Annotated in this window: 11 protein-coding genes and 3 other RNA genes; 3 read left to right on the top strand and 11 right to left on the bottom strand. The window is 53.5% G+C overall.

Going from position 1 to position 14,437, the window contains the following annotated elements; genetic code table 11:
* Positions 1 to 65: 65 nt before the first annotated feature.
* From FEK66_RS20875 to FEK66_RS20865, 3 genes are all read left to right on the top strand, one after another.
* A non-coding RNA gene (locus FEK66_RS20875) (RtT sRNA) lies at positions 66 to 197 on the top strand.
* Between the two features lie 47 nt (positions 198 to 244).
* Positions 245 to 376, top strand: a non-coding RNA gene (locus FEK66_RS20870) — RtT sRNA.
* A 47-nt stretch (positions 377 to 423) separates the two neighbouring features.
* Positions 424 to 555: non-coding RNA, RtT sRNA (locus FEK66_RS20865), on the top strand.
* Between the two features lie 16 nt (positions 556 to 571).
* Here the strand turns inward: FEK66_RS20865 and FEK66_RS20860 are convergent.
* The 11 genes from FEK66_RS20860 to FEK66_RS20810 all read right to left on the bottom strand — a co-directional run bounded on the left by FEK66_RS20860 (position 572) and on the right by FEK66_RS20810 (position 14,366).
* Entirely contained in the window at positions 572 to 1,663 is a 1,092-nt protein-coding gene (locus tag FEK66_RS20860) for an acyl-CoA desaturase (protein WP_135493828.1), read from the bottom strand.
* Positions 1,650 to 2,774: a sterol desaturase family protein gene (locus tag FEK66_RS20855; protein ID WP_130205703.1), complete on the bottom strand. Its 1,125-nt coding sequence runs from the start codon at positions 2,772 to 2,774 to the stop codon at positions 1,650 to 1,652. Before FEK66_RS20855 ends, FEK66_RS20860 begins: the two co-directional genes overlap by 14 nt.
* Positions 2,767 to 3,369: a phosphatase PAP2 family protein gene (locus FEK66_RS20850; RefSeq protein WP_135493826.1), complete on the bottom strand. Its 603-nt coding sequence runs from the start codon at positions 3,367 to 3,369 to the stop codon at positions 2,767 to 2,769. The genes FEK66_RS20855 and FEK66_RS20850 overlap by 8 nt, the downstream gene beginning before the upstream one ends.
* Entirely contained in the window at positions 3,366 to 4,652 is a 1,287-nt protein-coding gene (locus tag FEK66_RS20845; protein WP_135493824.1) for a F390 synthetase-related protein, read from the bottom strand. Before FEK66_RS20845 ends, FEK66_RS20850 begins: the two co-directional genes overlap by 4 nt.
* Complete coding sequence (locus FEK66_RS20840) at positions 4,649 to 5,455, bottom strand: MBL fold metallo-hydrolase (protein ID WP_135493822.1); 807 nt, start codon at positions 5,453 to 5,455, stop codon at positions 4,649 to 4,651. The genes FEK66_RS20845 and FEK66_RS20840 overlap by 4 nt, the downstream gene beginning before the upstream one ends.
* The gene (locus tag FEK66_RS20835) at positions 5,433 to 6,464 is read right to left on the bottom strand and encodes an NAD(P)-dependent oxidoreductase (RefSeq protein ID WP_135409868.1); all 1,032 of its coding nucleotides are present in this window, start codon (positions 6,462 to 6,464) and stop codon (positions 5,433 to 5,435) included. The genes FEK66_RS20840 and FEK66_RS20835 overlap by 23 nt, the downstream gene beginning before the upstream one ends.
* The gene (locus FEK66_RS20830) at positions 6,461 to 7,468 is read right to left on the bottom strand and encodes a 3-oxoacyl-[acyl-carrier-protein] synthase III C-terminal domain-containing protein (protein WP_135493820.1); all 1,008 of its coding nucleotides are present in this window, start codon (positions 7,466 to 7,468) and stop codon (positions 6,461 to 6,463) included. Before FEK66_RS20830 ends, FEK66_RS20835 begins: the two co-directional genes overlap by 4 nt.
* 235 nt (positions 7,469 to 7,703) lie before the next feature.
* The gene (gene narI / locus FEK66_RS20825; protein ID WP_001160110.1) at positions 7,704 to 8,381 is read right to left on the bottom strand and encodes a respiratory nitrate reductase subunit gamma; all 678 of its coding nucleotides are present in this window, start codon (positions 8,379 to 8,381) and stop codon (positions 7,704 to 7,706) included.
* Entirely contained in the window at positions 8,381 to 9,091 is a 711-nt protein-coding gene (gene narJ, locus FEK66_RS20820) for a nitrate reductase molybdenum cofactor assembly chaperone (RefSeq protein WP_130205691.1), read from the bottom strand. Before narJ ends, narI begins: the two co-directional genes overlap by 1 nt.
* The gene (narH, locus tag FEK66_RS20815) at positions 9,088 to 10,626 is read right to left on the bottom strand and encodes a nitrate reductase subunit beta (RefSeq protein ID WP_046082940.1); all 1,539 of its coding nucleotides are present in this window, start codon (positions 10,624 to 10,626) and stop codon (positions 9,088 to 9,090) included. Before narH ends, narJ begins: the two co-directional genes overlap by 4 nt.
* A complete protein-coding gene (locus FEK66_RS20810) occupies positions 10,623 to 14,366 on the bottom strand; it encodes a nitrate reductase subunit alpha (protein ID WP_130205689.1) in 3,744 nt (1,247 codons plus the stop codon). The genes narH and FEK66_RS20810 overlap by 4 nt, the downstream gene beginning before the upstream one ends.
* Between the last annotated feature and the right edge of the window lie 71 nt (positions 14,367 to 14,437).

Genomic DNA, 14,437 nt, shown 5'->3' with positions numbered 1-14,437 from the left:
AATCCTTCCCCCACCACCATTACTTTCAATAATCCCTGAATTCCCACACGAATCCGTAACTGAATATTCTGCCCATGCGGGGAAGGATGAGAAGCTTCGACCAAGGTTCGACTCGAGCGTCAGCGAGAGAGCGTTGCCGCAGGCAACGACCCGAAGGGCGAAGCGCGCAGCGCTGAGTAATCCTTCCCCCACCACCATCACTTCCTGATAAAAACTCATTTCAAACATATCGATATCGTTTCATATTCTGCCCATGCGGGGAAGGATGAGAAGCTTCGACTAAGGTTCGACTCGAGCGCCAGCGAGAGAGCGTTGCCGCAGGCAACGACCCAAAGGGCGAAGCGCGCAGCGCTGAGTAATCCTTCCCCCACCACCATCACTTCCTGATAAAAACTCATTTCAAACTTATCGATATCGTTTCATATTCTGCTCATGCGGGGAAGGACGAGAAGCTTCGACTAAGGTTCGACTCGAGCGCCAGCGAGAGAGCGTTGCCGCAGGCAACGACCCGAAGGGCGAAGCGCGCAGCGCTGAGTAATCCTTCCCCCACCACCATCTCTTAATTCGTTTCTCAATCTATCTGCGCCTCCCCCATTCGCCGTAAAAACTGCTGCTGTAGCCTCAGCAAATCCGCTAACGTCAATAACTGATAATCCAGACCTTGCTGGCTGGCAATTTGCGCGATAATGCGGCTTAACGCTGGATAATGGCGATGATGCCAGTGAGGAAAAAGATGATGGGTAAGATGCAAATTAATTCCGCCCAGCCAGTAGCCAAGCCATGCAGGTTGCGGCGTCCAGTCAAAGGTAGTGGCGAAGGTATGCGCCAGCCGGCCCACGGCCATTTTGCCCTCTTCTGGCGGTAACTGCGTATGCCCCTTCGCCCAGTGCGTTCCGATAATCAACATCACAAAGATCAATGACGCCAGCAGCTGGCTAAGCAGATAAGTCAGCACGATGGTCATAAAACTAAAATCAGACAAAAGCCAGGGAAGTATCAGACAGAGCGCACAATGCGCCAGTTTCCCGGCTAAGAAATACCCCCAGCCAGCAAAACCTCGCAGGGCCAGGTGCCGTGTTACCGGCGTAAACCCGGCGCGATCGAGCCAGTCCACCACCCAGATATACCAGGGAAAGGTGAGCGCGGCGACCAGCGGCCAGTAGCGATGTTGCTGGCGCATAAAAGGTCGCCACTGCTGCCACGGAGTCTGGCGAAGAATGCCATTTTCTGCAGTATCCGGATCGTAAAATTCAATATTGGTAAAGCCGTGATGAAAGCGAACGTGGCGCACCCGCCAACAGTCCGGATCAAGCCCCATTGGAAAAGCAACCCACCGGTTAAGCCACGCATTGGCCTTTTTACCGCGCAAAAACGCATCATGCGACGCGTCATGCACCACATTGACCGCTAACAGCATGGCGCAAAACATCATCGCCAGATACCACAACAGATACAGCCCCCACTGGCTTTGAGACAACGCCAGTGCATAACAGCACAGACAGGCAATAATCAGTGCCGCCATTTTGGTGAATGCCCAGCCGTCGGCATAACGATGATCGCCTGCTTTTGCGAGGTACGATTTCGTGCCATTCTGCAACTGTTTCACCAGTTGCGGATCATCAGCAGGAAAAATGATTAACCTGTCGGGCTTAAACAGGTTCATAGTGTTTCCTTAGCGACTTGCGTCCTACACCGATTAGGAATAACACGCAATGGGCCAGCAAAATGCCCGCTAATCCCTTCCAGAGCAGAGTGCTCCACGAACACATATATAGAATAAAATAGAGCAGTGACAACGTCACAGAGCACCACAAAATCATACCCCAACGCTGCCCGTCGCTCATGCCCCCCAGCGCAATTGAGCCTGCCACCAGCAAAACAAATAATACGGCTTGCTCACTGGTAATAAACTCGATGCCATAGCCATATTGCTGGATGTAACCAAGCACCAGCATAAACAGCAGAATCACCCCTGCCCCCACTGCCCACGCGGAACTTTGGTAACGACGTTCAATCGCTTTGCCAAATGAGCGAAAGCCCATTAAGCGTAAAAACGGCAGGTTACTCTCGCGCATCGGGTTACAGGACAAGCGGCTATTTTTTACGCCATAGGCCACGTCATGATCCGGCCCGGCACTCCAGGAACCGAAAAGTTTATCCCACAACAAAAAGGTGCCACCGTAATTGGTATCGGCATATTGCTTTTCATTCAGATGATGGACGCGATGATGCGAAGGCGTGATCAGCACTTTTTCCAGCCAACCCAGTTTCGGCGTTAGCGCGTTATGGTTAAAAAATTGCCAACCATAGTGAATAATAGAAACCGCCAAAAAGACCTGCAATGGCACACCAAGCATCGCCAGCAGCATAAAAAACGGGATTGAGGTTAACGAGGAATACCACGAGTTCCGCACGCCTAATGACAGGTTGTAGTGTTCACCCTGATGATGCACCACATGTACCGCCCACAGCGGGCGCATTTCGTGATGCCAGCGATGCAGCCAGTAAAAGCCGAAATCCCACGCAAGGATAGTAAACAGCCACAGCAGGATCACCGGCGCATTATCAAACAGTCCAAGGCTGAAGTGATTGACCAGCAGGCCATAGCAGAGCACTTCCAGGCAGCGAAATAACCACAGCATCATATGACCGGAGTTGATATTAAAAATAACGTCCAGCCAGTCCACTTTTTGCCGCCCGGTGAATTGCAACACGCCCGCTTCGGCTAACACCAACAGCACCATCGATATGATGGGAAACAGTAAATCACTCATATTGCGTCTTCCTTTTCTCGCATGTTGCGCATATCCAACCGCAAATCGACGCCAGCAACGCGCCGCCTACTAAATCGATAAATAAATGTCTGCGTAATTGCAGAATCGAAAAGGCGATAGCTATCGCCCAAACCACGCTCATTAGTGTTAGCCAACGGCTCCCCTTTTTGGCAATTGCCCATACCGCCAACAGCGTGAGCGCGGCGTGTAAGGAGGGAAAACAGTTCTGACTTGAGTCAATGGCGATCAGCCCATTTAGAGCCCCCGCAGATATCCCCGACTGAGCAAACGCGGGATATTGCATGGTTGTGGGCCAGAGTAGATAAAACACGCCTGCCACCAGTGCCGAAAGTTGCATTGCGCGGGCCAGCCAGCGCAGGTGGCAAAGTGGTGTGGATAAATAACCTAACGGCACAATTAGAAAAAACGAGAGATACAGCCACACGGCGGAGGGTGAAAACGCAATTAAATTATCAATTACTGACGGCGTTAATTGATACCCTTCACCTTGCAGGGAGTCGCTAAAATTGTAGATAACCCCAACGGTTCCCCAGCCCAGCAGCATCTGTTTCAGGCGTAGCAGTAAATTGCTCATTCCCGCCCCCACTCACGCACAATTCGCCGCCGCTTGGCTGTAAAAGAGACTGGCACCGTTTGCGATTCCAATGACCATATTAATTGCTCCACTGCGATATTCTGGCGCATAAACAAGGCATTCAACGCTTCCCGGCAATGCTCCAGCATCCGCTGCTCACAATCGGCTATTAACGTCAATTGTGCTGGCCCGGTTTGTAGCAGGCGATAATCAGCAGTTAACGGCAGCGTCATCGCCAGCACCCGACTACATGCATCGGCAAATACGGTCTGAATATCGCCAGATCTTGTCGGCAGTTGCAGTTGATCGTCCTGCCGCCCTTCGATACGCGCAATCGCCATTGTCGCACTGCCACAAGGGCATGGCTGTTCGCTTGCCACCAGCACATCATCAAGTCGATAACGCACCACCGGCTGCGTGGTGCGGGTAAAGTCTGTGACGATCGGCACGAAACGGTGCTCATCCAGCCATTGCGGTTCAATGTGAACAAATTCTTCGTTGAGATGTAACGTGCCACACCGGCAGGTAGAGGCGAGAAAGCCTTCTGTCGCCTGATAGATTTCGCCCACATTGTTGAACACGCTGCGCAGTAATTCCCGATCCTGCGGCTCCAGAACTTCCGCCACCGAAATCACTTTTTTGACCTTTAGCGTTAGCTCTCCGGCAATCACCGCCAGCGCCAGTGCGCGTAATACCTGAGCTGGCGCGACAATAATCGTGGGCGCTCGCTGTTCCAGTTGTTTGAGTTGCGCCTGAAATGGCGCCAGCAGATCGTAAAAGTCGAGACTTAACCAGCGGTTATTCACGCTTTGATAGAGGTTGTTGTCCGCGCGCAAAAACAGTGCCACCCGCTCTTTGGCAAATAAACCGTCGGGCAGCACTTTTGCCAGCACACCGGCGGCCCAAATCTGTTGCTCGTGCGGGCTAACCACGAAAAGTCCACGACGCCCCGATGTACCTGATGAAAGGCCGACGCTAAACTTGCCCACGCTGGGTTTGAAATCACGACTCTGCTCACTGCGCATTGCACAGGCGAGAAGCTCGTCGCGCTTTAAACCCGCGGTATTCATCTCATCGAAATGCGTCATCATTAATGCTTTGTCCATCAACGGCCACTGGTTAAACGGCAACGCCAGATAACGCTGAAACCACGGGCTTTTAGATAAGACATTTTGCCGGAACGAATGCAGCCTTTTTGCCTGCCGGTATTCCAGCGCCTGGCGATCGGTGAAATGCAGCCTGCGGGTACGAAAGTAGCGCCAGAGTAAAGCCAACGGGATCATAAATCCCCCTCGTGGCACAACCGAATGTCCACTGCGCCGTTTTGCCAAAGCTGATGTAATTGCCCAAGCGTGCGGTAGTAGGCGCGGCTGTCGGACATAACCAGATGCGCCAGTGGTGAAGGCCCTCGCAGCTCCTGATAGTTAGCTGGTGCCCATGCCGCATCCCCAGCCAGTAAAGTCCAGCCATCGTCTGTTTGCACAAACGCACCGATATGTCCGCCAGCATGTCCGGGAAGCGGCACGAGGATAATTTCGCCATTGCTTTCTGGCAGCAAATAGCCACTCTCAAACGGTGCCAGTTCAGGAGGCATATTCACCGATGCGAAACTTTCAATAAAACGCAGTGAGGATTCAAAATTCTCCGGGATCAACCCTGGTACAAAGGCCTGACGCAGTGCGGCTATGCCACGCAGTGTTCTTACCTGCCGCCAGCCTTCACCGGAACAGATGCAGGCGACATCAGGAAAATCGCGCAGACCAGCAATATGATCGGCGTGAAAATGCGACAGAATAATCGCATCAACATCTTTTGCCGCCAGTCCGTGCGCGGAAAGTTGTCGCACCAGCGCCTGTTGTGGATCGAAATAAACCGGCGTGACCTGGCGATAAAGACGAAATACGCCGGATTGCGTGTAGTGTTCGAACCACGATGAATAACCGGTGTCCCACAGCCAGCGTTTCTCGCCCACTTCCAGCAGCCAGGCGCGGGCGGGGAATTTACACACTTTAAGCCCAGCCCCTTTTAGCGCAATACAGCCAATATGGGTACACCAGCCCGTTTCAAATGCGGTTATTTTTGCCATGTTCCCTCAGCCCATGTTCCCGCAACCATTGTCCCGTGATTGCAATACCTTGCTCCATCGAAAAGCGCGGGTGATATCCCAACTCTGTAATGGCCTTTTGCGCACTCAGCGTCATATCAAAACAGAGTGTTCCGGCGCTGTAACGTGTGATAACAGGTTCCTGATTAACGCATTTCCCGTACAGCTCCAGGCCGCGCGCGACCAGAGAAAGCAATGGCCAGGGAACGGTAGTAATTTGGTAGCTCAATCCCAGTTGCTGGCGCAGCAAGGCGTCAAGCATTACAGATAATTTCTGCGGCTGATGATTGCTGATGTTGTAAATACTGCCTGAGCGTAATCCTTCAACTTGCATTGCCAGCTGCATGGCATACACCACGTTTTGCACGAAAGTGAGATCCAATAACGCTTCACCCCCGCGCGGCAAACGTAAGCAACCGCCGCCCTGCTGCAACTGCTGCATCAGGCGGGGAACAATCACCTGGTCATGAGGGCCAAACAAACCACGGGGACGCAAAAGGATAAACCTCGTGGCAGGATATTGCGCTACTGCCCCGGCAATAGCCTGCTCAGCGGCATATTTACTGCTGGCATAATGGCTGGAAAATGTTCGCGCAAGATAATTTTCTGGCAGGTCATAGTGATGTTGAAAATCAAAGTAAACAGCAGGCGTGGAGATATGGATAAACCGGGGAATGTTCAGCCTGCCTGCCGCCTGTGCCAAAGTGTAGGTCGCTTTGACATTGGCAAGCCAGAACGCCGTTTTGTCGCCCCAGGGCGAAGACTTTGCCGCACAGTGCCAGACGGCATCGCAGCCTTCCATCAACCGGGCGCAGTCATCCTCAGTTGCCTCGGTTAAATCGAGAGCCACAAACTGTGCACCTGCGCTTGCGAGAACTTTGCCAATCTCACGATTTCGCCCTGTTGCCACAACCGAAACACCCGATTGCAACAAATATTGCACGGCATTTCGCCCGAGGCCGCTGGTCGCCCCTGTTACGAGGATCTTCACGGTAAAAGCACCATGCCAGCCAGCGTTAACCCCGCCGCCGTGCCAATCAACAGCGCAGGTTTATCCGCAGTAAAACGACCGCTAATTACCGCTTCATGCAGCGCTGTGGGTATAGACGCAGCAACCTGATTGCCGTAGAAGCGGTAGACATCAATAAGCGCAGATTCCGGCACTCGCAGCCGTTTACGCATATGTTCAAGGGAAAGATGACTAGCCTGATGTGGAACGACCGTAACGATATCAGCCAGTTGCAGGCCGCTTTTTTGCAGTAAGCGCGAAAAATAATCTTCAATAAGTGAAGAGGCAAAACGAAACAGCGGTTTCCCCTGCATATGAAAAAGAAAGTCGCTGTCACTCACACCTGAACGAGGATTACGCCGCGTGCCGCCCGCACGAATTTCACACAGTTCGCTGCCTTCGGGATACATTTCGATCAGGCTGGCGATAATCCCGCTGCGACCATCGCCCCGCTCGACAATCGCGCACGCCGCGCCATCACCAAAAATGAGTGACGACTCTTCATGATTCCAGTCGATGCCGCGTGAAGCAATATCTGCCGAGACGATAGCAATGCGCCGATATGCTCCACAGTTTAATAATCCGGCAGCAACTTCCAGAGCGGAAATAAAGCTGACACAGCTACTGTTGATATCAAATCCGGCAACGCCTGCGGGCATAGCAGCGGCTTTAAGAATATGAATTGCGCTACAGGGTAATGCCTGTACGGCAATGGCTGACGCACAAATTAACAGATCAATATCAGAAGGTTTTAAGGCAGCCGATGCTAACGCATTATGCAACGCTTCTGCCGCCAGTTCGGCCTGGCTGGCGTCGTTGCTGGCAAAATAGCGCCAGCAAATGCCGGAACGTCGCTCAACGTAGCCCGCAGGTTTATTTAACTGAACATCCAGTTGTTGAGAGGTAATTTTATCAGGCGGTAAGGCGATCCCCGTGGCGATTATTTTTAATGCCGCAGAAATCGTCGAGTGATTAGGTTGATCCACGGTCAGTGCTCCTTCACTGTTCCATAGGTGGGCCAATCATATAGATGAGGTTCGTTTCTCTACAATCTGAAATATCGACAATGTGTAACTGATGATTTCAGCAGGCTGACAACGTGCGTTACGTTATGCCGGATGCGGCGTGAACGCCTTATCCGGCATACATATCACGTAATATCAATGAATTGTACGACTCTGTAGGCCTGATAAGCGCAGCGCATCAGGCACTATGTCGTGCTTAGTGGCGAGCGCGCACCAGCTGATACTTACGTGTCAGATACTCCACCGGTACGCTCCAGATGTGCACCAGACGCGAGAACGGGAACAGCAGGAATAACGTCATCCCCAGCACCAGGTGCAGACGGAAGATAAACGCGACACCATCAAGATGTTGAGAAGCGCCACCGTGGAAGGTCACTACCGACTGCGCCCAGCCAACCAGTTTCATCATCTCGCTACCGTCCATATGCTGGGCAGAGAATGGAATGGTCAGAAGACCCAGCGCACACTGGATAACGAGCAGCGACAGGATCAGGATATCCGCTCCGGTAGTGGTTGCACGCACGCGAGGGCTGAACAGGCGGCGCTTCAGCAACAGCACGCCGCCAATCAGACACAGCACGCCGCTGGCACCACCAGCAAACATCGCCATTTTTTGTTTCACTTCGATCGGCAACCACGCTTCATACATCCAGTGCGGCGTCAGCATACCGAAGAAGTGGCCGACGAAAATCCCCAGAATGCCGATATGGAACAGGTTCGACGCCAGGTTCATTCCTTTACGGTCCAGCATCTGGCTGGATGCCGCGCGCCAGGTGTACTGCCCGTAGTCATAGCGCAGCCAACTACCAATCAGGAAGACCGCCCCGGCAATGTACGGGTAGATGTCAAAGAAGAACATATTCAGGAATTGCATTAGTGCTGTCCTCCGGTGGTGATATTCAGATATTGCGGCGCGACGGCACCGGCAAAGCGACGCTGATGGGCAGTGATTGCCGAATCACCGCAGCCTTTGTCTGCAAAGAACTTAACCTGCTCTTCTTCCCAGACGGCATCCAGCGCCTGCGGCGTATCGTCGCGCGCTTCATCGGCAATTTTTTCCGCCACTTTGTCACTGTCGATAGCGGTATTCGCCAGTTTCAGCAGCAGATCAAACAGCACGGCATAACGGCTTTCACGCTGTTGCAGACGCGCGCTCAGCAATGCCAGAATCGGCGCGATATCTTTCAAACCTTCCACGGCTTCGCTTTGCGGCAGCTGTGCCAGATATTCCAGATACAGCGGCAGATGGTCCGGCAATTCGCGGCTGTTTAACTGCAAGCCGTGCTGCTCGTACTGTGCCAACAGGTCAACCATTGCCTGACCACGATCGCGGGATTCACCGTGAACATGTTCGAATAGCAACAGTGACGTGGCGCGACCACGGTCGAACAGTTCGCTGTACTGCGCCTGGGCATCCAGCAGATCCATCGCCGTTAAATCGCGCAGGAAAATGCCCAGCGCATGGGCATCTTCTTTCGACAAATTTTCCGACGCGGCAATCGCCTCGAACATCTCCTGTTGATGCTGCCATAAGGCAGCATCCGGATATTCAAGGAGACGCGATACAATCACGAGTTCGATCATGGATGCGGCTCCGTTTTGCTGGTCACATCGATGGCATCGATACGACGGCTGTTGAACAGATTGAATTTGGTATCTGAACCGTGGCAGCCGTCACCAAAGGTAAAGCCGCAGCCATTTTTCTCCGGGAAGGCTTCCCGTGCCAGTTCACGATGGCTGCTTGGTACCACAAAGCGATCTTCGTAGTTAGCAATCGCCAGATAACGATACATTTCCTGCGCCTGGGCTTCGGTCAGACCGACCTCTTCCAGCGCACGGGTATCAACTTTACCGTCAACGGTTTCAGCACGTTTGTAATGACGCATCGCCAGCATGCGTTTCAGCGCACGCAGTACCGGTTGGGTGTCGCCTGCGGTCAGCAGGTTCGCCAGATACTGTACCGGGATACGCAGGCTTTCGACGTCTGGCAAAATGCCGTTGCTGCCCAACTCGCCAGCGTCTGCCGCAGACTGAATCGGAGACAGAGGCGGCACGTACCAGACCATCGGCAAGGTGCGATATTCCGGATGCAGCGGCAGCGCCAGTTTCCATTCCATCGCCATTTTATAAACCGGCGACTGCTGCGCAGCTTCAATAACGCTCAGCGGGATACCATCTTTAATCGCCTGCTCGATGACCTTCGGATCGTTCGGATCGAGGAACACGTCCAGCTGACGCTGGTAGAGATCTTTTTCGTTCTCGGTGCTGGCCGCACGTTCAATGGCGTCCGCATCGTACAGCAGCACGCCGAGATAACGGATACGACCGACACAGGTTTCTGAACACACCGTCGGCTGACCGGCTTCAATACGCGGATAGCAGAAGATGCACTTCTCAGACTTACCGCTCTTCCAGTTGAAGTAGATTTTTTTGTATGGGCATCCGGTGATGCACATACGCCAGCCACGGCATTTGTCCTGATCGATCAGGACGATGCCATCTTCTTCACGCTTGTAAATCGCACCGCTCGGGCAGGTCGCCACACATGCCGGGTTCAGGCAGTGTTCGCACAGGCGCGGCAAATACATCATGAAGGTGTTTTCGAACTGGCTATACATCGCCTTCTGGATGTTGTCGAAGTTCTTGTCTTTCGCCAGTTTGTCAAACTCGCCGCCCAGGTCATCTTCCCAGTTCGGCCCTTTTTCGATTTTCGCCATCCGTTCGCCGGTAATCAGCGAACGCGGACGGGCAATCGGCTGCGATTTGCTGCCTTCCGGCGCGGTATGCAGGTTCTGATAGTCAAAATCAAACGGCTCGTAATAATCGTCGATCCCCGGCAGATGCGGGTTAGCGAAGATTTTACCCAGCAGCATGGCGCGGTTACCCATGCGTGGTTGCAGTTTGCCGTTGATTTTACGGATCCAGCCGCCTTTGTATTTTTCCTGGTTCTCCCAGTCGGTCGGGAAGCCCTGGCCCGGCTTGGTTTCCACGTTGTTGAACCACGCGTATTCCACGCCTTCGCGGCTGGTCCAGACGTTTTTACAGGTAACTGAACAGGTGTGGCAGCCGATGCACTTATCGAGATTCAGCACCATGCCGACTTGTGAACGAATTTTCATTTTACGCTCTCCTGTACCTGGTCATTGCCTTCGCCATCTAACCAGTCAATGTTCTTCATCTTACGCACTACAACAAACTCATCGCGGTTAGAACCTACAGTGCCGTAGTAGTTAAAGCCGTATGCCAGATGGGCATAGCCGCCGATCATATGCGTCGGTTTCGGCGTGATACGGGTGACCGAGTTATGGATACCACCACGCTGTTGGGTAATTTCCGAACCAGGCAGGTTAACGATACGTTCCTGCGCGTGGTACATCATGGTCATCCCTGCCGGAACACGCTGGCTGACAACCGCACGGGCAGTCAGTGCACCGTTGCTGTTGAAGACTTCAATCCAGTCGTTATCGGCGATACCCAGATCTTTGGCATCGGCTTCACTCAGCCAGACCACCGGACCACCGCGACCTAAAGTCAGCATCAGCAGGTTGTCGCTATAGGTGGAGTGGATCCCCCACTTCTGGTGCGGCGTCAGGAAGTTGAGCGCTTTTTCCGGATTACCGTTGGATTTCTGGCCCATCACTTCTTTCACCGAACGGGTGTCAATCGGCGGACGATAAACCAGCAGGCTTTCACCGAAATCACGCATCCACTGATGATCCTGATAAAGCTGCTGACGACCAGAGAGCGTGCGCCACGGGATCAGCTCGTGAACGTTGGTGTAACCGGCGTTGTAAGAAACGTGTTCATCTTCCAGACCAGACCAGGTCGGGCTGGAGATAATTTTGCGCGGTTGTGCCTGAATATCGCGGAAGCGGATCTTCTCGTCTTCTTTATTCAGCGCCAGATGCGTATGGTCACGACCGGTAAATTCGCTCAGGGCAGCCCAGGCTTTCACGGCTACCTGACCGTTGGTTTCCGGTGCCAGCGTCAGGATCATCTCTGCCGCATCAATGGCGGTGTTCAGCATCGGCTGGCCTTTCGCCGGACCTTCCGCTTTGGTGTAGTTGAGCTTACGCAGCAGATCCATCTCGCTCTGGGTGTTCCAGGCAATCCCTTTACCACCGTTACCGATTTTCTCCATCAACGGGCCGATAGAGGTAAAGCGTTCGTAAGTTGCCGGATAATCGCGCTCTACGACCATAATGTGCGGTGCGGTTTTACCGGGGATCAGGTCGCATTCGCCTTTTTTCCAGTCTTTCACATCCAGCGGCTGCGCCAGTTCAGCGGCAGAGTCGTGCTGGATCGGCAGCGTGACGATGTCGGTTTCTTTACCCAGATGACCGACGCACACTTCGGAGAATTTCTTGGCGATGGCTTTGTAGATTTCCCAGTCACTTTTCGCTTCCCAGGCCGGATCGACCGCCGCAGACAGCGGGTGAATAAACGGATGCATATCCGAAGTATTCATGTCGTCTTTTTCGTACCAGGTCGCCGTCGGCAAAATGATGTCGGAGTAGAGACAGGTGCTCGACAGACGGAAATCCAGCGTCACCACCAGATCCAGCTTGCCTTCCAGACCGTTGTCCTGCCAGTCCACTTCTTCCGGCTTCACGCCGCCCTGTTGCCCCAGGTCTTTGCCCTGGATACCGTGTTCTGTCCCCAGCAGGTACTTGAGCATAAACTCATGACCTTTACCGGAAGAACCGAGCAGGTTAGAACGCCAGATGAACAGGTTACGCGGGTGGTTTTTACCGTTTTCTGGTTGTTCAGCCGCAAAACGGATGGAACCGTCTTTCAGGGATTTCACCGTATAATCCACCGGATTCATCCCGGCTTTTTCTGCTTCGCGAGCGATAGTCAGCGGGTTAGTGCCTAACTGCGGTGCAGACGGCAGCCAGCCCATGCGTTCCGCACGAACGTTGAAGTCGATCAGATGTCCGGTGTAGCGGGATTTATCCGCCATCGGCGACAGCAGCTCTTCCGCAGTCACGGTTTCATAACGCCACTGGCTGGAGTGGTTATAGAAGTAAGAGGTGCTGTTCATGTGACGCGCCGGACGCTGCCAGTCAAGGGCAAACGCCAGCGGCTGCCAGCCAGTTTGCGGACGCAGTTTTTCCTGACCTACGTAGTGCGCCCAGCCGCCGCCGCTCTGACCAATACAGCCGCAGAAAATCAGCATGTTGATCAGACCACGGTAGTTCATATCGAGGTGATACCAGTGGTTCAGACCCGCACCGACGATAATCATCGAACGACCGTGCGTCTTGTCAGCGTTATCAGCAAATTCACGGGCAATACGGATAATCTGGCTGCGAGAAACGCCAGTGATCTGCTCGGCCCATGCCGGAGTGTAAGCTTTCACATCGTCGTAGCTGGTTGCGCAGTTAACGTCGTTCAGGCCGCGTTCCAGACCGTAGTTTGCCAGCGTCAGATCATAAACGGTGGTCACCAGAGCGGTGCTACCGTCGGCCAATTGCAGGCGTTTTACCGGCAGTTTGTGCAGCAGAATGTTTTCCAGCTCCACTTTGTTGAAGTGTTCCGTGCCGTCGCCGCCAAAATACGGGAAGCCCACTTCAGCGATCTCATCCTGGCTACCCAGCAGGCTCAGTTGCAGCTCGGTTTCTTCGCCGGTTTTACCGTCGCGCTGTTCAAGATTCCATTTGCCCTTCTCGCCCCAGCGGAAGCCAATAGAACCGTTCGGCGCAACCATTTCGCCATTGGTATTAAAGGCGACCGTTTTCCATTCTGGATTGTTTTCCTGGCCCAGCGCATCCACCAGATCGGCAGCGCGCAGCATACGACCCGCAGCGTAGTAACCGTCGCGCTCTTCCAGCATCACCAGCATCGGCATGTCGGTGTAGCGACGCACATAGTCGGTGAAATACTGGCTTGGATTGTCGAGGTGGAATTCACGCAGCATTACGTGGCCCATCGCCAGCGCCATTGCCGCATCGGTGCCTTGTTTCGGTGCCAGCCAAAGATCGCACAATTTGGCGATTTCAGCGTAGTCAGGCGTTACGGCAACAGTTTTGGTGCCTTTGTAACGCACTTCAGTAAAGAAGTGAGCATCCGGGGTACGCGTCTGCGGCACGTTTGAACCCCAGGCGATGATGTAGCTGGAGTTGTACCAGTCAGCGGATTCCGGAACGTCAGTTTGCTCGCCCCAGGTTTGCGGAGACGCAGGAGGCAGGTCGCAGTACCAGTCGTAGAAGCTCAAGCAAGTACCGCCAATCAGCGAGAGATAGCGCGCACCCGATGCGTAAGAAACCATCGACATTGCCGGAATTGGCGAGAAGCCAGCGACACGGTCCGGGCCGTAGTTTTTGATGGTGTAAACGTTAGATGCGGCGATCAGTTCGTTCACTTCCTGCCAGGAAGAACGAACAAAACCACCGCGTCCACGCGCCTGCTTAAAGCTTTTCGCTTTATCGGCGTCTTCAATGATAGAAGCCCATGCCTCAACCGGATCGCTATGCAGCGCCTTCGCTTCACGCCACATTTTCATCAGGCGTTTGCGCATCATTGGGTATTTCAGGCGGTTGGCGCTATAGAGATACCAGGAGTAGCTGGCGCCGCGCGGGCAGCCGCGAGGTTCATGGTTTGGCAGGTCCGGACGGGTACGCGGATAGTCAGTCTGCTGGGTTTCCCAGGTCACCAGACCGTTTTTAACGTAGATTTTCCAGCTACAGGAGCCGGTGCAGTTTACCCCGTGGGTAGAGCGGACGATTTTGTCATGCTGCCAACGCTGGCGATATCCATCCTCCCAGTCACGGTTGGTATTGAGAAGCTGGCCATGCCCATCGGCAAAGGTTTCGCCCTTCTGCTTGAAGTAGCGAAACCGGTCCAGGAATTTACTCATCGGTTTTCTCCTGTGGGAGCCTGTCGGCTCTCTGATAAATCGACATTGCTAATGTTTAAAGGCAAGGTAAC

Origin of the sequence: Escherichia sp. E1130, from assembly GCF_005781065.1 — a bacterium.
Classification (GTDB): Bacteria; Pseudomonadota; Gammaproteobacteria; order Enterobacterales; family Enterobacteriaceae; genus Escherichia.
This window is presented reverse-complemented; position numbering and strand designations above follow the sequence as displayed.

Excerpts from the sequence above, each read along its gene's own strand:
- FEK66_RS20860 (WP_135493828.1), bottom strand. The coding sequence starts at position 1,663 with ATGAACCTGTTTAAGCCCGACAGGTTAATCATTTTTCCTGCTGATGAT.
- FEK66_RS20855 (WP_130205703.1), bottom strand. The coding sequence starts at position 2,774 with ATGAGTGATTTACTGTTTCCCATCATATCGATGGTGCTGTTGGTGTTA.
- FEK66_RS20850 (WP_135493826.1), bottom strand. The coding sequence starts at position 3,369 with ATGAGCAATTTACTGCTACGCCTGAAACAGATGCTGCTGGGCTGGGGA.
- FEK66_RS20845 (WP_135493824.1), bottom strand. The coding sequence starts at position 4,652 with ATGATCCCGTTGGCTTTACTCTGGCGCTACTTTCGTACCCGCAGGCTG.
- FEK66_RS20840 (WP_135493822.1), bottom strand. The coding sequence starts at position 5,455 with ATGGCAAAAATAACCGCATTTGAAACGGGCTGGTGTACCCATATTGGC.
- narI (WP_001160110.1), bottom strand. The coding sequence starts at position 8,381 with ATGCAATTCCTGAATATGTTCTTCTTTGACATCTACCCGTACATTGCC.
- narJ (WP_130205691.1), bottom strand. The coding sequence starts at position 9,091 with ATGATCGAACTCGTGATTGTATCGCGTCTCCTTGAATATCCGGATGCT.
- narH (WP_046082940.1), bottom strand. The coding sequence starts at position 10,626 with ATGAAAATTCGTTCACAAGTCGGCATGGTGCTGAATCTCGATAAGTGC.
- FEK66_RS20810 (WP_130205689.1), bottom strand. The coding sequence starts at position 14,366 with ATGAGTAAATTCCTGGACCGGTTTCGCTACTTCAAGCAGAAGGGCGAA.